The organism is Acidobacteriota bacterium, assembly GCA_003225175.1.
In the GTDB taxonomy this organism is placed as follows: domain Bacteria; phylum Acidobacteriota; class Terriglobia; order Terriglobales; family Acidobacteriaceae; genus Gp1-AA112.
Genome location: QIBA01000055.1, coordinates 47,831 through 67,073, shown reverse-complemented (window position 1 = coordinate 67,073; position 19,243 = coordinate 47,831). Strand labels below are relative to the sequence as shown.

10 protein-coding genes are annotated in these 19,243 nt (G+C 55.4%); 5 read left to right on the top strand and 5 right to left on the bottom strand.

Translation table 11 applies throughout. The features are described from left to right. Positions 1–139: 139 nt before the first annotated feature. Positions 140–2,587: an ATP-dependent Clp protease ATP-binding subunit ClpC gene (locus tag DMG62_15725; protein PYY22002.1), complete on the top strand. Its 2,448-nt coding sequence runs from the start codon at positions 140–142 to the stop codon at positions 2,585–2,587. 75 nt (positions 2,588–2,662) lie between these two features. Here DMG62_15725 and DMG62_15720 read toward each other — a convergent pair whose 3' ends face one another. Then, on the bottom strand, positions 2,663–3,553 hold the full coding sequence (locus DMG62_15720; protein PYY22001.1) for a hypothetical protein: 891 nt from the start codon (positions 3,551–3,553) through the stop codon (positions 2,663–2,665). Between the two features lie 339 nt (positions 3,554–3,892). Here DMG62_15720 and DMG62_15715 point away from each other — a divergent pair, with 339 nt between their 5' ends. Next, complete coding sequence (locus DMG62_15715) at positions 3,893–4,867, top strand: hypothetical protein (GenBank protein PYY22000.1); 975 nt, start codon at positions 3,893–3,895, stop codon at positions 4,865–4,867. A gap of 135 nt (positions 4,868–5,002) precedes the next feature. On the opposite strand, the gene DMG62_15710 is transcribed toward DMG62_15715, so the two are convergent. Further along, positions 5,003–8,062: a hydrophobe/amphiphile efflux-1 family RND transporter gene (locus tag DMG62_15710; GenBank protein ID PYY21999.1), complete on the bottom strand. Its 3,060-nt coding sequence runs from the start codon at positions 8,060–8,062 to the stop codon at positions 5,003–5,005. A gap of 9 nt (positions 8,063–8,071) precedes the next feature. Further along, positions 8,072–9,175, bottom strand: a complete 1,104-nt coding sequence (locus DMG62_15705; protein ID PYY21998.1) for an efflux RND transporter periplasmic adaptor subunit — start codon at positions 9,173–9,175, stop codon at positions 8,072–8,074. 418 nt (positions 9,176–9,593) lie between these two features. On the opposite strand from DMG62_15705, the gene treS reads away from it, so the two are divergent. Both treS and malQ read left to right on the top strand, forming a co-directional pair. Continuing rightward, positions 9,594–12,926, top strand: a complete 3,333-nt coding sequence (treS, locus tag DMG62_15700) for a maltose alpha-D-glucosyltransferase (GenBank protein ID PYY21997.1) — start codon at positions 9,594–9,596, stop codon at positions 12,924–12,926. Further along, positions 12,872–14,464, top strand: coding sequence for a 4-alpha-glucanotransferase (malQ, locus tag DMG62_15695; GenBank protein ID PYY21996.1), 1,593 nt, complete (start codon positions 12,872–12,874; stop codon positions 14,462–14,464). The genes treS and malQ overlap by 55 nt, the downstream gene beginning before the upstream one ends. 97 nt (positions 14,465–14,561) lie before the next feature. Here the strand turns inward: malQ and DMG62_15690 are convergent, their stop codons facing one another. Both DMG62_15690 and DMG62_15685 read right to left on the bottom strand, forming a co-directional pair. Further along, positions 14,562–16,322, bottom strand: a complete 1,761-nt coding sequence (locus DMG62_15690; GenBank protein ID PYY21995.1) for a DUF885 domain-containing protein — start codon at positions 16,320–16,322, stop codon at positions 14,562–14,564. Positions 16,323–16,427: 105 nt separating this feature from the next. Beyond that, the gene (locus tag DMG62_15685; protein ID PYY21994.1) at positions 16,428–18,131 is read right to left on the bottom strand and encodes a hypothetical protein; all 1,704 of its coding nucleotides are present in this window, start codon (positions 18,129–18,131) and stop codon (positions 16,428–16,430) included. A gap of 218 nt (positions 18,132–18,349) precedes the next feature. Between DMG62_15685 and DMG62_15680 the strand changes: the two genes are divergently transcribed. Next, entirely contained in the window at positions 18,350–19,228 is an 879-nt protein-coding gene (locus tag DMG62_15680; GenBank protein PYY21993.1) for a formate dehydrogenase accessory sulfurtransferase FdhD, read from the top strand. Positions 19,229–19,243: the final 15 nt, after the last annotated feature.

The following is a 19,243-nucleotide window of genomic DNA, read 5'->3' as shown; positions in this document are numbered from 1 at the left end:
TACTCTCAGACAGGGTTTAAACAGGAGTAAGTTCTTCCCAAAGAGCTGGCGGTTTTAGGGATCGCAGGCGCGGAGGTGGAGAGGTAACGTGGGCCGCTCGGAATGAGGGCGGCGGGTTTAGGGACCTTCAAGGGGGAACATGTTCGAACGCTACACAGAAAAGGCGCGGCGAGTAATCTTCTTTGCTCGTTACGAAGCCAGCCAGTTCGGTTCACCATATATCGAGACCGAACACCTGCTGCTGGGCTTGCTGCGCGAAGATAAGGCATTAACTAATCGCTTTCTGCGTTCGCATGCCTCGGTTGAATCCATCCGCAAACAAATTGAAGGACACACCACGATCCGCGAGAAGGTATCGACGTCCGTCGACCTGCCGTTAAGCAACGAGTGCAAGCGCGTCCTTGCCTACGCCGCTGAAGAAGCTGAGCGGCTCTCCCACAAACATATTGGAACCGAACATCTGTTGCTCGGACTGCTGCGCGAAGAGAAGTGCTTCGCCGCCGAGATATTGCATGAACGTGGACTGCGTTTGAGCGCGATCCGCGAAGAGCTGGCGCGCAGCACGCAGGAAAAAGCGCAACCGCAGCGTTCGCGTGAGTCGTCGCTGCTGAGTGAGTTCTCGCGTGACCTTACGCAGGCCGCGATGGACAATCAGCTCGATCCGCTGGTTGGACGCGAGGGAGAAGTTGAGCGCGTCGTTCAGATTCTCTGCCGCCGGACAAAGAACAATCCCGTTCTGATCGGCGAACCAGGTGTGGGTAAGACGGCCATTGTGGAAGGTTTAGCGCAGCGCATCGCCGACGGCGATGTGCCGTCGTTTCTCGCCGAAAAGCGCATTCTGGCGCTCGATCTTTCATTGATCGTTGCCGGAACCAAATACCGCGGACAGTTTGAAGAGCGTCTGAAGACCATCATGAAGGAGCTGATGGAGAATCAGAACGCCATTATCTTTATCGACGAATTGCATACGTTGGTTGGAGCAGGATCCGCAGAAGGCTCGCTCGATGCGGCAAACATCCTGAAGCCCGCGCTATCGCGCGGCGAGATTCAGTGCATTGGCGCGACTACGCCTGGCGAATACCGGAAGTCGATCGAGAAAGATCGCTCACTGGAACGCCGCTTCCAGTCCGTTAAGGTTCCGCCGCCGAACGAAACCGATGCAGTGAAGATCATCAACGGGATTAAGGAACGCTACGAGAAGTTCCATGCGGTCACCTATACCGAAGAAGCGATTGAATTTTCGGTATCGCACTCGAACCGCTACATTCCTGATCGTTTCCTGCCGGATAAGGCAATCGATCTGATCGATGAGGCAGGCGCGCGCGTCAAGTTGCGCCAGACTTCGCTGCCAGACGAGATCACGGATGTGCAGAAGCGGATCAAGTTCATCGTGCACCGCATGGAGAATGCCATCGCGAGCCACGAGTTCGAGAAAGCGCGCTTCTACTCCGACGAAGAACGCAAGGAACGAGAGAATCTGCGCGGATTGCGCGAGAAGTATCACCTCGACGAGTCATCGACGGGAGTAGTCACGCGCGAAGACATTGAAGATGTGGTTTCACGCTGGACTGGTGTCCCGATTACCTCGATAAAGGAAGAAGAGACGCAGAAATTGCTGCGCATCGAGGAAGAGCTGCATCGTCGTGTGATCTCTCAAGAGAAAGCCATTTCAGCCTTGGCGCGTGCCATTCGCCGCTCACGTGCTGGACTAAAGAGCCCGCATCGTCCGATTGGATCGTTCCTGTTCCTTGGGCCTACTGGGGTGGGCAAAACTGAAGTTGCACGCACACTTGCGCAGTTCCTTTTCGGAAGCGACAAATCGCTAATCCGCTTTGACATGTCGGAGTTCATGGAGAAGCATTCAGTCTCCAAGCTGATCGGATCGCCGCCGGGATACGTTGGTTACGAAGAGGGCGGACAGCTGACCGAGCGCGTAAAACGCGCTCCGTATTCCGTTGTCCTACTCGACGAAATTGAGAAAGCGCATCCGGATGTGTTCAACATCCTGCTCCAGGTCTTCGAAGATGGACAGCTGTCGGATGGTCTCGGCAATACGGTCGATTTCAAGAACACCATCATAGTGATGACGTCGAATATCGGGGCACGTCACCTGATGAAGCGCTCCGGCCTGGGCTTCCAGTCAGACAAGGAAGACATGGTCTCAAGCAAGGTTGAAGAGCTGGTGAAGAATGAAGTGAAAAGGACGTTCAACCCAGAGTTCTTGAATCGCATTGACGAAGTCATCCTGTTCAACGCCCTGGCAGACACCGATCTGATCCAGATCGTCGAGCTGATGGTGCAGCAACTCAATGCGAACTTGGCTCAGAAGGCGATCACCATCTCGGTGACGGATGAGGCCAAGAAATGGGTGCTCGACAAGACGCTCGGCGACCGCAGCTACGGCGCCCGTCCACTGCGTCGCGCTCTGCAGAAGTACATCGAGGATCCGCTGTCAGAGGCGATGATTCAGGGCACAATCAACACGCGTCCCGCGTTCATCGAGGTCTTCCTCGAAGGCGACAAGCTCTTCTACCGCCCAGTGGGCGAAGAGAAGCACGAAGGTGTGTTGCTGTACAGCAACGGTTAAATTGTCGCGAGTCCAAAATGAAACGGCTGCTAAAAAGCAGCCGTTTCGCTTTTGCGCCGACATGTCCGGCGGGCATTATTTGCTTGTCTTTTCCTTCAGGGCAGCAGGCTGTACTTCCTGCTTCTTGCTCTTCTTGTTCGCTACAACAGGTGCCTGTTCGGTTTCCTGTACCGTCCAGAAGCTCGGATTTGCCGCGACCATGCTCTGCCCGGGATGACTCAGTTCCGGCTTCACGCGATAAATGACACTTTCGATTCCGAGGACGTTTTCACGGGCATATGACATTTCTCGCTCCCGCAAACCTGCTGGAACCGCTGCCTCAACGGCTTTTGAGTTGTCCACGTCCAGGTCGGCCAAAGACTTCAAATCTCTGACGATCACGTAGGTTGTTGCTGGCAGCCCATATTGAACTTGATAAACAAGCCAGTGCTCGTCAAAGTTCGCTGCTTTCAGTTGCGCATCGATATCCTTTCGGATCGACACTATCTGGGGTCCGCTACCCGGCTTATTGCGGTGATAGACCACACTCCAAAACTTGGCATGTGCTGGGTCGAACTTCTCGGGGTTGTACGACAAGTCGTCTCGAAGCTTCGCAATAATCGTTCTGCCTGACTCTTCCGAATCCGCAACCGTCTGGTTGAATTCAGCGCTCATAAACAACGATCCAGCCGCTTTGCCGAATGCGGCATCTGCCTGCTCAATCTCCGCAAAACTGTTCGCAAATTGGAAATAAGTCTCCTCATTGTCAGCACCGGTAAACGCAGTCGCGGTAATCCAATTGAGGTTGGGATCGGCCTTATGAACTACTTGACGCACCTGCTTGTCTAGCCCTTGATACTGCGCGATTTTCCCTTCCTTGATGCTTTGCCTGGAGATGAGAAGGAATTTGGGTGCGCTGGTCGACTGTGTCCACGCGAGTGTTGCCAGAAACATCATTGCGAAGGCGATAGAGATCGCTTTCCTCATGGAAGTGCTCCTTTGTGATTCTTAGTTTTGGGGGCCTGCGCGAAACGCGCGATCGGAGATTTCGACGCGGACTGTACACCCGCGCCGAACCACTGTCAATTCCTTGTCTCCGCCAAAATACGGAGTAGGACTACCTGCTGTGAACCTGGGAGAAGACGCCAAACGGGCATTACTAAAGTGACTTGGCGCAACTCAGTTTGGCATCCCGACATGCACTAGACACACTAATACTTATAGGGACTAATAGCTATAGAGCCGCGACTTCCCGGAATTTTCGACAATCTAATAGCTGTAGAGGCGCGAGTGCCGGGAATTCCCAAATGATCGCGGTAGTCGGAAATGGCGATGAAGATTGGCTCCCTTTCGATCTGGAGACGGGCTGCACTTGGCATTGCGGCGGCAAGCGTAGTTTTTGCCGGTGGCCTAGTGGCCGGCTCCCGTTTGATTACTTTTGAGAGAACGCCCTATCCCAGTTCCGAACTGCTGGGACGTGTGAACCAGCTTGATGCTGAGTTGAAGCAATTGCGGAAACAGGAGAAGCAGCCTTCCGACATCATTTCCAGCGCCCGTAATTCTATCTGCTTCATCGTAAGCAGCTACAGACTGAGTGCGTCAGACGGGCCACCATCGCCAAGTTTGCACTATCGTCTCTTCGCTACGGGTTTTCTCACGGATGACGGCATTGTGGTTTCAAACCGCCATGTAATGGAACCGTGGTTTGGTGATGCCAAAGCACAACGTCTCATTTTTCAAGGATTCCTTCCAACGCGCGAACGAGTGCTTGCATATTTCCCGAGTCTGGCGACTCCCGCCGAACTTTCCGACTTTGCTACCTCGAGCGAGGCGGATGTCGCCACCGCGCATGTGCACCTGCCTGCGCGTGCCGCAGTTTCTCCGTTACGCCTGGCTCAACTGCCCAGTGCTCCAGGCGACCCAGTGTTGGTGATCGGATATCCTCTGGGTGTTACGACCATGCTGGCCAAATCAACCGCACTGCCATACGAGCTTTCTGGATTGCGGTCCGACGAACGGCAGGTTGATCGCCTTGCTCAGATTAATCTGATTCGCCCTTCGGCCACTCAGGGGCATCTCTCCGACGTGATCGGCATGTCGCTCATGTATGACGCCAGTACGGCGCATGGCAGCAGCGGCGGCCCGGTTCTAAACATGCGAGGAGAAGTGGTCGGAGTGAACGCAGCATTGATCAATGGTTTCAACGGGACATCGCTTGGAGTTTCAGTAGAAGCGCTTCACGATCTCCTACATGCAATAGAACTGCAAAGACGCGCCGCTAGCTCCCAGTCGAACAGATAAATCAATTGCGGGTTGGATCAAAGCCGAGAGCGGCTCCAAACGCGGCTGTAGCCGCTCAAAAAGTTCAAAATCGCCTCGGCCAGGCGCGGATGAAATCCGTGTCCCTTCCTAAAGCGATTTGCGTTAATGGTTGTCCTAGACTGCTACTCGCTCTTCTTCGCTTCCCACGAGTTGCGGTTTGCGTTCGCGTCCCCGCTCTTGCAAGGTCCTGAGGGTCACGTACAGAATCGGGATGAAGAGTAAGTTAAGCGTGGTTGCGGCTAGCATCCCTCCGAACACTGTGGTGCCGACTGATTGACGTCCATTCTTACCGGCGCCAGTAGCGAGCACCAGTGGCAGCACCCCTAGGATGAATGCAAATGATGTCATCAATATGGGCCGCAGCCGAATGCGGGCTGCCTCAATGGCGGCCTCGGTGATTGAGAGACCACGCTGTCGCAACTGCTCGGCGAATTCCACGATCAGAATGGCATTTTTGCCGGAGAGTCCGATCAGCATCACGAGTCCAACCTGGCAATAGATGTCATTGATCAGGCCTCGCAACGACTGTGCCAAAACGGCACCCAGGATCGCCATCGGCACAGCGAGAATCACGATGAAAGGCAGCGACCAGCTTTCATATTGGGCTGCCAAGGTTAGATAGACGACGAGGAGGCCAAGAGCAAACAGCATCACCACCTGACTGCCCGACTCAATTTCTTCGAGCGACAATCCAGTCCAGGCGAAGCTATAGCCCTGTGGAAGAAGCTTCTTGGAGAGTTCTTCCATCTTCTGGATCGCCTGGCCCGAACTCTGTCCTTGCGCGGCCGATCCGTCGATTTCCACTGAGCGGAACAGGTTATAGTGACTGATTACTGGTGGGGTGATGGTCTGTTCGATCTTGACGATGTCTGCGAGTGGAATCATGCCTCCGCGATCGGAGCGCACATAAAACTGGCGCATATTATCCGGAGACATGCGCCACTTCGTGTCTGCCTGTGCGTACACACGATAAGCGCGATTGTTGAAGTCAAAATCATTTACATATACCGATGCCATGTAAACCTGGAGCGTATTCGTAATCTGCGAGAGCGACACGCCCAGGCTCTTGGCCTTCTCACGGTCGATGCTCACCAGAAATTGCGGATCGGTTGCGCTATAGCTGGTGAACAGTCCGGCCAGGCCGCTCTTTGGATCCCGACCAGCGCCTACCACCTTGTAGGCCACCTGCCCAAGCTGCTCCGGCGTGTGGCCGCCTTCATCCTGCAGGATGTATTGGAATCCGCCGAAATTTCCTAAGCCGTTAACGGATGGCGGAGCAAACGGCACCACGATAGCGCCGGAGATGCCGAATAGCGGACCGCGTAAACGTGCGATCACGGCGTCAGCAGCATGCTGTGAGCCTCTACGCTCCGCCAGCGGAGCAAACGTTCCGAACACCATGCCGCGATTGGATGCGGAACCGCCGAAGCTGAATCCGGACACGGCGAAACTGCCAATGATCTCCTTTTGCTTCATCATCTCGACTTCCACTTGCTTCGCAATATTCTCCGTGTACTCGATCGAAGCGCCCGGTGGACACTGGATGAGCACCATGAACCAGCCCTGATCTTCCTGCGGAACAAACCCGCGGGGCACGCGTTGGTAATACCAGTATGTAAATGCCAAACCGGCAAGGAAGACGAGTACAACCGCCCATCTGAGCGGAATAAGATGTTTCAAGGTGTCGCGATAGGCGTTTGTCGTCTTGTGCACCCCACGGTTGAACAGCCCAAAGATCCCGCGATCAGATTCCCCAGTATGACGGCCGAGCATCAGCGCCGATAGTGCAGGCGTAAGCGTTAGAGCGTTGAACGCCGAGATCGATACCGAGAAAGCGATCGTAAGCGCGAATTGCCGGAACATGATTCCGGTAGTTCCGGGAAAGAATGCCACCGGCACGAACACCGAGACGAGCACCAGGGACGTCGCTACAACCGCGCCGGCCACTTCGCTCATTGCCACTGAGGCCGCGTTGTGGGCTTCGGTGATTCCTTCTGAGATGTGTCGCTGAACATTCTCGATGACCACGATCGCATCATCCACCACCAGACCAGTCGCCAAGGTGATGCCAAAGAGCGTTAGCGTATTGATGGAGAAGCCCAGCGCCTTGACGAAGATGAAAGTGCCGACCAGGGACACTGGAATCGTGACCGACGGAATAACAGTGGAGCGCCAATCCTGCAGAAACACGAATATGACGATGATCACCAGCGCAATGGCTTCGAGCAGGGTTGTAACAACGTCTTTAATGGAGTCCGCGACCACATTCGTCGTATCGAAAGCAACGTTGTATGTGACTCCGACGCCCACTGCGGGATATCCATTGAACCGCAGTCCGGAACCGTAGCTCTCAGCCCCGAGTTCGGCGTGCCCGACGTCCTTCAGCCGGACAATGGTTCCGTCATTCGCAGTCTTCAGAATGATGTTCTCGAATTCCGAAGGTTCAGTCAGCCGTCCCACTGCGCGTACGCTGATTTCAAAAGCTTGGTTCGGTGGTGCGGGCGCCTGTCCTACAGCCCCAGCGGCTACCTGAACGTTCTGTTCGGCAAGCGCGCTGACTACATCGCTAGCTGTGAGCTGGCGACTAGCCATGCGCACTGGATCGAGCCATACACGCATTGCGTACTTGCGCTCACCAAAGATGAATACCTGTCCAACTCCTTTTATGCGCTTGAGAGCGTCGCGCACGTAAATATCGAGATAGTTGCTGATGAAAAGGCTGTCGTACCGATTGTTTTCGGCGTAAAAGCCGGCTCCGAAGACGAAGTTGTTGGTCGCTTTTACTACACTTACGCCGGTGGTCTTTACTTCGTTCGGCATGCGGCCAAGAGCTTGATTCACGCGGTTCTGCACGTCCACGGCAGCAAGGTCGACGTCACGATTGAGATCGAAGACAACGCTGATGCCGCTGCTGCCGTCGTTGCCGCTCGTTGAAGTCATGTATTTCATGCCTTCGACACCGTTGATGGCTTGCTCAAGTGGCGTCGTAACCGAGGTCTCGACCGTCTGCGCGCTCGCGCCGTTGTAAAAAGCGCCGACTTGCACCGTAGGTGGCGCGAGATTAGGGAACTGCGCGATAGGGAGCGTCGGAATCGAAACGGCTCCGCCAAGAATGATGAGCAGAGCGCATACCGTAGCGAAGATCGGCCGCTTGATGAAGAAATCGACGAACATATACCTCGCCTAACTTCCCTGGATCTGGGCGTTAACTGGCATGCCATCTGCCAGCATTTGCGTATCCGACACGATAACTTTGTCCCCTGGTTTCAATCCATCGGTTACCACATAGTTATTGCCGTTCATCGGGCCCACTCTGATCTGCCGTTGATGAGCGACGCTCTTCCCACCGCTACCTTCGGCTACGTACACGAAGAACTGTCCTCCAATACGAGAGGCAGCCAGAACAGGTATCTCAATGCCCGGATGAGTTCCCCACTGCACGCGCGCGTGCACCGCCTGGGCGGTACGGAGCAGGCCGTTGTCGTTGGGAACTGTGGCTTTTGCCAGGATAGTCTGGGTCATGCTGTCTACTTGCGGAGAGATGAACGTAATTTTTCCTTGAGCGATCTTGTTCCCATCGGTATCGAGGATCTGAACTTCCTTTCCCATTTTGAGATCGGCCGCACGTTCCACTGGCACCTGCACGTAAGCTTCAAGGTTTCCAGGCTTGTCGACTGTAGTCAGAAGCGTGGAGGTTGTAACGCGATCTCCGACGTGCACCGGAATGTCTCCGATCATGCCGGACATCGGTGCGACCACTTTGAAATAGCGGAGCTGCGTCTCCTGCTCGTTCACTCCAGCTTGCAGGGCGGCGAGCTGGGCCTTGGCGGCATCGAGGTTGGCGCGCGATTGATCCAGCTCCTGCTTGCTGATCACGCCGGCCGCGGCAAGCTGCGAGTTACGGTCATACTGCTGCTGTGCCCATTTCAGATTTGCTTCCTGAGCAGCAGTGCTGGCCTGCTGGTTGCGAACCGTCGCTTCTTGCTTCAGCGGATCGATCTGGATCAGAGCAGCGCCCGAATTGACCCGCTCACCGGAGTGCACAAAGATCTTGGTGATCACACCTTCCACCTGCGGACTTATGTTCGCCGAATCGCGCGACTTGAGCATGGAAACGTACTCCGACCAGTCAGTGACCGGCTGGTTGGTTACCTGGAGAACTTTCACGGGCATCGCGGGCGGAGGTCCCTGGGCCCTTTGTTGTTTTCCGCTACAGCCGATCAGGTTGGATAGTGCGAGAAAGCCCGCTAAAGCCAGGAAGGAACGATTTGCCGTTAACACATGCATAGCCCTCAAATATGTCGACAGGACCAAGAATACTTTCTTCTACGATCATAACCACTTAAGAATGCGTCAGCTTGGCCAGCTCTGCACGAACAGAAGCCAAGGCGTTTCAGGCTTCCAGGGGATCTCTAAATGCTAAATGTCGGAACTGAGCGCTGTCGAGCATTTCCCGAGATGGGCGTTTCCAGCATATTGACGCGATCGGGGTGCAAAAGTCGACAGCTCAGAAAGATTTTACAAATTGCCAACACGTGCCAGAGTCGAGGCTTGCCCTTTGGACCGGTCCTTAGGCGGCGCAGACTGTCTGTTTTCGTTGGGATCAAGGCGGTTCAGATTGAGGCTGAGACCTGCGGCGTGTTCCTGAATGCAGACCTTGGCATTCAGGGCGCATCCTACTAGGTTTGCATATTGAGAGACTTGGATGCCGCGCGAGCAAGAAACCACGGCCCTAAAGCAAGAGCCTGCCCTAATACGACAAACACAGACCATCGTAGGAGATCCCGTCTGGTACAAGGACGCGATCATCTATGAGGTGCACGTGCGCTCGTTCTATGATTCGGTGGACGACGGCATGGGCGACTTTCCCGGCCTCACCTGCCCGTCACCGTGGAAGGATGATGGCTACGACATCTCCGATTACACGAGCGTTCATCCTGCTTATGGCTCGTTGCGCGATTTCGAGGCATTTCTTCACCAGGCCCACCGCCGTCGCTTACGGGTAATCAGCGAGCTGGTACTGAACCACAGCTCCGACCAGCATGCGTGGTTTCAGCGCTCCCGCCGCGCAAAGCCTGGATCTCATTGGCGAAACTTTTATGTTTGGAGCGATACGCCAGAGAAGTACAAAGAAGCGCGAATTATTTTCAAAGATTTCGAGCCCTCAAACTGGACGTACGATCCGATCGCCAAGGCGTACTACTGGCATCGCTTTTTCGCACATCAGCCCGACCTGAACTACGACTATCCCCCCGTGCGAAAGGCCATGCTCCAGGCCATGGACTTCTGGCTGGATATGGGCGTCGACGGTCTGCGACTTGATGCTGTCCCTTATCTCTTCGAACGCGAAGGAACCAACTGCGAGAACCTGCCGGAAACACACGACTTTCTGAAAGAACTGCGGCAGCACATTGAATCGAAGTACCAGGATCGCATGATCCTCGCCGAAGCGAATCAATGGCCCGAAGACGCGATTGCCTATTTCGGGAATGGCAACGAGTGCCATATGGCCTTCCATTTCCCGCTGATGCCGCGTCTTTTTATGGCGCTGCGCCTTGAAGACCGCTACCCGATCGTCGATATCCTGCAGCTCACGCCGCCAATACCTGACAACTGCCAGTGGGCGCTGTTCCTGCGCAACCACGACGAACTCACGCTGGAGATGGTCACGGATGAAGAGCGCGACTACATGTATCGCATGTATGCCGAGGATCGCCCGATGCGGATCAACCTCGGGATCCGTCGTCGCCTGGCGCCTCTCCTTGGAAATGACCGCCGGAAGATCGAGCTGATGAATGCTCTGCTGCTCTCGTTGCCCGGAACCCCGGTCATCTACTACGGCGATGAGATTGGCATGGGTGACAACTTCTATCTAGGCGATCGAAATGGCGTGCGAACTCCAATGCAGTGGACGGCTGACCGCAACGCGGGATTCTCGCATGCCAATCCACAGAAGCTTTATCTGCCGGTCATCATCGATCCGGAGTATCACTATGAACCTCTGAATGTTGAGGCTCAGCAGAGGAACAGCAACTCCCTGTTATGGTGGATGAAGCGCATTCTTGCACAACGCAAGCGCTCGAGGGCTTTTGGCCGCGGGACGCTCGAGTTTCTTACTCCAGAGAACCGGCGAGTGCTCGCATTCTTCCGCCACCACGAGAACGAGCGCATTCTTGTCGTCGCAAACCTCTCAAGGTTCATTCAGCCAGTGGAACTGGATTTGCGAAATTATTCTGGTTGCAAACTGGTGGAAATGTTTGGAGGGAATGAATTTCCCTGCATTACAGAACGGCCGTATCTGCTGACGCTCGGTCCGCATGCCTTTTACTGGTTCACGCTCGAGCCTGGGGAGACCATTGCGGAAACCGTAGGCCTGCGATTCGGTGAGAAACGTGACCGCCCGATTCGAGTGACATCCTGGGAAGAGATCTTTACGGATTCCGTGCAGGCGGATCTGAATCGCCTCTTGCCGTCCTTCCTGCGCTCCAGGCCCTGGTTCTTAGGCCGAAATCGTAGGATCCGCACCGTGGAGCTGGCCGACGTCCTACATCTGCCCGAGACTAGTGCCCAGATATTGCTGGTCCGGGTTGAATTCGATGAAGGCGAGCCGGAAATTTATCAGTTGCCACTGTCAGTCGCTCGGGGCCAGGAAGAAGTAGATCGAATAACAGCCAGCCTGCCTGAATTCATTCTTGCTCATCTCGAGTCGGACGATGGCACCAAAGGTGTCTTGTACAGTGGTTTCCGCGATCGCCTTTTTCCTGACGCCTTACTCGGGATGATTTCACGCCGTCGTCGACTTCGCGGAGTGCGCGGAGAGTTCGCCGGTTCGCACACGCGGTCGTTTCGCCGGATCATGGGAGCCGATCGACCTAATTTGTCGGCATCGGTGCCGCGTCCATCACCTCAGAACAACACTGGTATTTATTTTGGTGATCGCTTCATGATGAAGGTCTACCGGCGGCTGGAAGCTGGTCCCAATCCAGAGCAGGAGGTTTTGGAGTGGCTCACGGCAGAGGGATTTGCTAACGCTCCAACTCTCGCCGGGCACATTGAGTATCGCAACAGCGTTGGCGAGTCAGTGACAGCGGCAATTCTGCAGTGCTACGTAACGCATCAGGCCAATGGATGGAATTACGCGCTTGATAACCTCGGACTGTTTCTCGATCGCGCGTTAGCGGCGCAAGGGGATCCGCGGCTGGCGCAAGTAAAGCACGCGCGTCCTTTGGAACTCGTGGATGAGCCCACTCCTCAGGTTGTGTCAGAGCTTGTGGGATCGTTTCACGAGATAGTTCGCCTGCTGGGACAACGCACAGGTGAGTTGCATGTTGCGCTCGCTCGCAATGACCAGGACGCAGCATTTGTACCCGAGCCCTTCACCGACTTCTATAGGCAGGGTCTCTATCACGGCATGCTGGGTCATACAACCCGTTGCTTTACGAGGTTGCGCAGCAGCTTGCGTTCATTCGAGGGAGACGTTCGCGCCGAAGCGGAGCAGTTATTAGCACGTGAACAAGAGATGCGTTCGCTTTTGAAACCGCTGCGTGATCGCCGGATTCCAACTGTTCGAACGCGCATCCACGGAGATTTCCATCTCGGTCAGGTTCTCTTCACTGGCAAGGATGTCGTCTTCATCGATTTTGAAGGTGATCCACGGCGCTCTATTGGCGAACGTCGCATCAAATATTCGCCGTTGCGGGATGTCGCGGGAATGCTTCGCTCGTTCCACTACGCCGCTCATGCTGTGCTTTATGGCAAGGTGGCCGGCATCGTCCCGGGAAAAGAGTCGAGCCCGCAATTGCATAAGTGGGCGGGTTTTTGGTATCGGTGGGTTGGAGCCTCATTTCTGCACGGATACCTGCAGGCCGGAGGTGTAGCTTCGCTATTGGCAATCCGCGGCGAAGAACTCCGAATCCTGCTTGATGCATATCTGCTCGAGCGCGGCATGATCGAGGTTCTATCCGACCTGCAGAATCGGCCGGAATGGGCGAGAATCCCCATTGTCGGCATACTGGAAATTCTTGGACCAGAACCGTGAGCTTCCCTAGATCGAGTGGGATTCTCCTGCACCCAACGTCACTGCCGGGACCATTCGGTATTGGCGACTTAGGTCCAGTTGCGTATGAGTTCGCCGATTTCCTCGCAGATTCCGGTCAGTCGATCTGGCAGATGCTTCCTCTCGGACCGACTGGTTATGGCGATTCGCCATATCAGTGCTTCTCAGCTTTTGCCGGTAATCCCGCCCTGATTAGTCTTTCTCGGTTGGCCGATGAAGGATTGCTCGATGCGCGGGACATCGACGCCCTACCCGAGTTTTCCCGCGAGCAGGTGGAGTACGAGCGCGTCAATCAATTCAAGCAGGGGAAGCTCAGCAAGGCCTTTGCCGAGTTCCGGAGCGGTGCACCTCAGCATCGACAGCAGGAGTTCGCGCAATTCGTCGAGGCAGAACGCGATTGGCTGGCCGACTACGCGCTCTTTCGAGCATTGAAGGACAAAGTTGGAGGTGTGGCTTGGCCCAAGTGGGATCCCGAATTGGTCTCGCGCAAGCCGGCGGCTGTGCAGCGTGCCCGCAAAGAACTCGCCTTGCAAATCGGCGAACAAGAATTTCTGCAGTTTGTCTTCTTCGAACAGTGGAATTCATTGAAGGAATACTGCGGACAGAAGAGGATCCACATGATGGGGGATCTTCCCATCTATGTTGCGCACGACAGTGCCGATGTATGGGCTCAGCCCGAGTATTTTCACCTCGATAGTCATGGCGGTCCGACCAAAGTTGCCGGTGTCCCACCAGATTATTTCAGCGCGACCGGTCAGCTCTGGGGCAATCCCATTTACCACTGGGAGCGTATGGCTGCGGACGAATATTCCTGGTGGATCAAGCGCTTCCGCGCTGCTTTCAGTATGTTCGACATGCTGCGCGTGGATCACTTCCGAGGATTTGAGGCCTACTGGGAGGTTCCAGCCGGCGAAAGGACCGCCCAGAATGGGAAATGGGTAAAAGGGCCGGGTGCCGAACTATTTGCCGTTCTCGAAGCAAAACTGGAATGTCTCCCGATTCTGGCCGAAAATCTTGGGGTGATTACGCCAGAAGTCGAAGCGATTCGCGAGCGCTTCGGATTTCCCGGAATGGCGATTCTCCAGTTCGCATTTGGGAACGATCCTCAGGGTCCAAGCTTTCGCCCGCATAATTACCCTCGAAACCTCGTCGCGTACACAGGAACCCACGACAACGACACCGTCATTGGCTGGTGGACTTCCAAGCCGGGCGAGGGAAGTATTCGCACCGAAGAAGACATTCGCAAAGAACGCCAGTTCACCCGCACTTACCTCGGCTACGACGATACTGGGATTTCTGAACCGATCAATTGGGTATTCATTAGGAGCCTGATGGCATCGGTCGCCGACACCGTTGTGTTTCCGCTCCAGGATGTGCTGGGCGAGGGAGCACAAGCGCGCATGAATGTTCCGGGCACCGCGACAGGCAATTGGCGCTGGCGGTTTCGCGGCGAACGATTGACTGAGGATATTGCGAGTCGTTTGCGCAAGATAGCATCGATTTATGATCGCTTGTCGTAGCACCAGCGCCCACGCGGGTCATCTCATAGAAGGGCTAGAGGAGTGCCGCGCCTTCTCCGATTATCGCCCTGAAGTGCAGCTTCGCGCTTTATGTCCGCTATAACGCCGGCGAATCATTTCCCAACAGCGCCTGGCGAACGATTTTGATCGGCGGGAATCCCTGCCGCATGAATGCATTGTGGAACTCTTCCAGGTTAAACTGATCGCCCTTCATCTTCCGGTAATCGTCGCGTAGCTTCATTATTTGGAGCTTCCCGAGCGTGTACACGAGGTAAGTTGGATCGCTGGTGCCGCGCTTGGCTTCCTTTTCTGCCACGGAGCGCACTTGATAGCCTTCCGTCACGAAGAAATCTTTGGCTTCATCGAAGGTCATCTTCCCGGTATGCATCTTGATTCCCACAATGAAACGCGCATTTCGCAGAAGCGCGTCCTGAAGCTGTCCGAGCCTCAGCATCTTTGCTTCGCGCTCGTTGCGCCCCCCCGCGCCAGACTGTCCGTAGCCCTCATCGAGCATCATCTGCTCGCAGTAGTGCGCCCATCCTTCCGCGTTCGTGCCCGACCCGAGTAGCTTGCGTACTTTGGAAGGAGCATCTTTCATCCAGAGGAATTGGACGTAATGGCCGGGATACGTCTCATGTACTGCTGTGCTGATAATTGTTCCCCGGTTGAAGCCACTCAGATAGTCATCAACCTGTTCCTTCGGCCAATTGGCTTCGGGAAGCGTGACATTGAAATAGGCCTCTTTCGCTACGGTCTCATACGGACCCGGTGTGTCCATTGAGGCTGTAGTCAGCGCTCGCGCAAAGGGAGGGGTTTCTTCCAGCGTAGGAAGTACCGGTGATGGAATGGTAATAATATGCTTCTGCTGGATGAAACTGCGCAGGCTGCTGAAAGTATCGCGAAATGACTGCAGAAGCTGATTCGAGGCAGGGTGGTCACTCTCGAGCTCTTCGAGAATCTGTCTTGGAGTTTTCTTTGGATCGATCTCAGCCGCTACTCGTTTGAATTCTTCTTGATTCTTCTTCAGGTCGGCAGTGCCGATTTCCAGCAGACGATCCAGCGGCGTATCGACCATCTCATCGTAGAGAAGTTTTTTGCGGTAATTGTCCGCCCCGATCTTGAAGTCACCGCTGGAATGCGGCAGCACCTCAGTCTTCACGTACTGCTCGTATTTCTGGAGCGCAGCAATTAGTTCAGAATTAGCCTTATCGAATGCCTGCTTGGTCGCAGGATCTTTTGCGTCGACAAAAGCTGCGGGTACATCCTTCTGAAAAAATCCGATGATGCCGGGCATCTGTTCGAGCGCGACTTCCGTATAGATACGCGGCGGATTCTTCAAGTTCTGCCGCGCTTCATCGAGCAGCGCCGGCATCTTCTGCTCGCGTTCCGCCAGCGCTTTGAGACGCTCGTCAGCAGGAGCAAACTTGCGGCTCATGATCGTAAATGCGCTGGCGGCGGTAGAACTGGAGTAAATGTCTGGATTCAATTCCCACGGGCGAATCTTCTCTAGCGCTAACAGCGTGCTCATGATGTTCGAAATGAGCAAGTCACGGTCCACTCTTGCTTCTGGAGACAACTCTCCCGGATCGACTTGATCAAACAGAGCCCGGAATCGGTGCAACGCTCCAACCTGGGTGCCAATGGTTTGCGAAGAAAGATCCTCGAATTGAGAGTCGTACTGATGGAAGCCGGCCGCAGTTCCTTGCGTAGGATTGAACTTGAAATACACCTCGTCGAAATATCTATCCGCAAGTTTGCGGAACGCGGTGTCGCCAGAAGCCTGTGATGCAGCTTTCGGCGAGGGTTGTTGGGCATAAAGGCAGGAGGCTAGCAAAATCATTGCGGTGAGAGTCTTCATTCGGCAGATCCTTGGAAAGAGAACATTGTACGGAAGGACGAGAGTCGGGGACTTGATATGTGACGTCCTCAACGGAAGGAGCTGGAACTAGAGCGGAAGGAGGGACTATCTTCCCGGAATGATCTGTGCGACGAAGGTTCCCCAGTTTGCCAGGAGAGTTCGATGCCCCAAGGGGATGTATTCCGAAGCTATCCAGATGGAGCCGTGTTCATCGACGGTGGCGGCCGAGTAATCCCCGGTTCGCCCTGAGCCACCGCCGCCAAAATACTGGTATCCGCTGAAGCCATCGTTAGGAGCAGCACCAGCAGCCACGATTTGTACGTTCCCGATGCCATTGTGGCTGAGCATGGCAAACGCGGAGCTGGGGTGGTGCTCGGTGCCGCTCAGAGTAAACGCAATCGCTCCTTCACCATTCGGACGAACTGCCATCGCTGGGTGGAACAGATCGGCATTCGCGACAGCTAAGTATCCTTGCTTGACTACATCCGCTCGAATGGCTCCGTCGCTTGAGACAGAAGGATCGAGCACGAAATAGGCAATCCCCGCATGTGGACTGGGGTCATCGCCAACCGCAACCATTGTGGTCAGTGCCGACCAGAGTTTGCCATCCGCGTACACACCCTGCTGCATGCGCTGGTCGTTCGTGGCTATGTATTCGGTTTTCTCCGAAAGCAGACTACCCAGCCGAGTTTCTCCGGATTTCTGAGCTGCGTCAGGCGGCACGCCAAAAGGCTGGCTCCCTACCATCAAGACGCGCAACTTGAGAGCCGGCGTTTCGTTGACTAGTGAAGCCGTGTTGCTGATTGCCCAGACTGCGATTCGGCGGTCGAGCATGTTCCTGATATCTGCCACGCTGGTGAAGTACTCGACCCCATTTGCCGAATCGTCAGGAGCTAATGACGAGCGGATCGAGGGCTGCACGCTGAAGGCAAATCCGCCCGCCAGCTTGGGATTGTTCCAGTGCACAACCGGGGGCATGGCGCCAGCGGCTAGAACGTGTTTGGACAGCGCATAGATCTGAACGCCGGCAAAACCTTCATGAAGGCTGAATGCGTTCGTGCTGATGAATAGCCCATTCGCATCTGCGCCGATCACCGGCTGATCTCCAAAGCATGGGCAGCCTTCAGCGCCATGGCTCGTCGTATCGATGGCGTAGATCTTCCAGGCCTGCGTCGGATCATTCGTTTCCGAAACGGCGATCAGCAAGCCGGTGGGAGCAGCCAACTCTCCGGTCTGCGGATTTGTAGCAATGGTCACCGCGCTCAGAAACCAACGCTGCAGTTGCGCGTCGTAGTAAGCACGTGGGTCACTGGTGAAATCGCCATACGTTCCAGAGGGTCGCGTGATCTCCGGCTTTAAGCGGAAGAACTGATTCAGCGCAGTTGGCCCCTGCCGGAGCGTTCCCGTGCGGGCGTCATAAATCGCGAGCGCTGCGTTCACGGTCTGGAGCACGAATCCGTTGCCCACGGCCAACCCAGCGTCGGGTGGCTCCGTACTGAATTGGGAATTGGCGTAAGCACCAGTACCCGCAAATCGCTGGTCACGGTGGGTGAGCCCCCTGAAGGCCAGCCCGATATTCCTCACAGAAGGCGAGATGGATTGCGGAGCGGTGACCAGTGGGACCGACGCGGAACCGGGACCCTTGCTGATTCCTGCTAGATCGGCGTCGGCATCAGGGTGCGGACTCACTCGCAGGTCATCGGATGAAATCGCCGTGGCAGCTACGGAATCAAGCTGTGACGGACCGATAAACTGCAGCGTCTCGCGTGTTTGCGCCGTTACCGTGGATGGCAGCCCAAGAACAACCAATGCGAAAAGCGCGGTTCTCGCCGGGAGAGCTAGCGTGGCAATTTGTGTCTTCAGGAGTTCCTCTTAGCACGTCATCTGGCAGGGAGTGCTGCTGTTTCTTGGAATCGTATTGTGAGTCTCGGGATGGCGCAAGATTACCCAATCATGGCCCCTGACGCTATAGTTCCACGGGATTAAGTATGGAGCGTTAGTACCGCTCGGGTGCCGGCTTTCATATCATGGGAATCGTGGCCAAATCTCAAGAAGTTGAACATCCACGGCGTAGCATCGCTCTTACCTCAGTCGAGCAGTGGCAAGAGGGATCTGTCACTCGCGTGCAGGACTACCTCGCCGTCGAGGAACCACTCGAGATTCGCATCGGAGATGTACCCATGAGCGTCACCATGCGAACTCCGGGGCATGATCAGGAATTAGCTGCGGGCTTCCTGCTTACCGAAGGCATTATTTCCGACCAGGGCGAGTTGAAGGCGCTCCAGCCGGTGACCGGCCCTGGGGCAGGGAACGCGATAAACGCAGAACTCTCGATTAGAACCGATTCTGTCTCGGCGCAGATGCAACGAAACTTTCTGGCCGCCTCCAGTTGCGGAATCTGTGGCAAGGCCACGATCGACTCAATTCGCGTGCGCGGTGTCAAGGCACCAAACCGGGGATTTAGGATCGGCTCAGAAATTCTTTGTGAGTTGCCCGAACTACTTCGTAAAGAGCAGGCGGTCTTCGGGCGAACAGGAGGACTCCACGCTGCCGCGGCGTTTAACTCTTCCGGCGAGTTGCTCGTGACTCGCGAAGACATCGGCCGGCACAATGCTGTGGACAAAGTGGTCGGCTGGGCGTTGCTAAATAACCGGTTGCCGCTGTCCGACGTTGCTCTGATGGTCAGTGGAAGAGGCGGATTCGAGATCGTGCAAAAAGCCCTTGTTGCTGGCATACCTGTTCTTGCATCGGTTTCAGCTCCATCGAGCCTCGCAGTTCAACTCGCGCGGGAGTTCGGTATGACACTGGTTGGATTCCTGCGCGGGCAGCGCTTTGTCGTCTACTCGGGAGAGAGGCGAATCAGGGGAAACGGGACAGTGGACAAGGAACAGAAAAGTCGCAGCTAATTGATCACGAGGCGC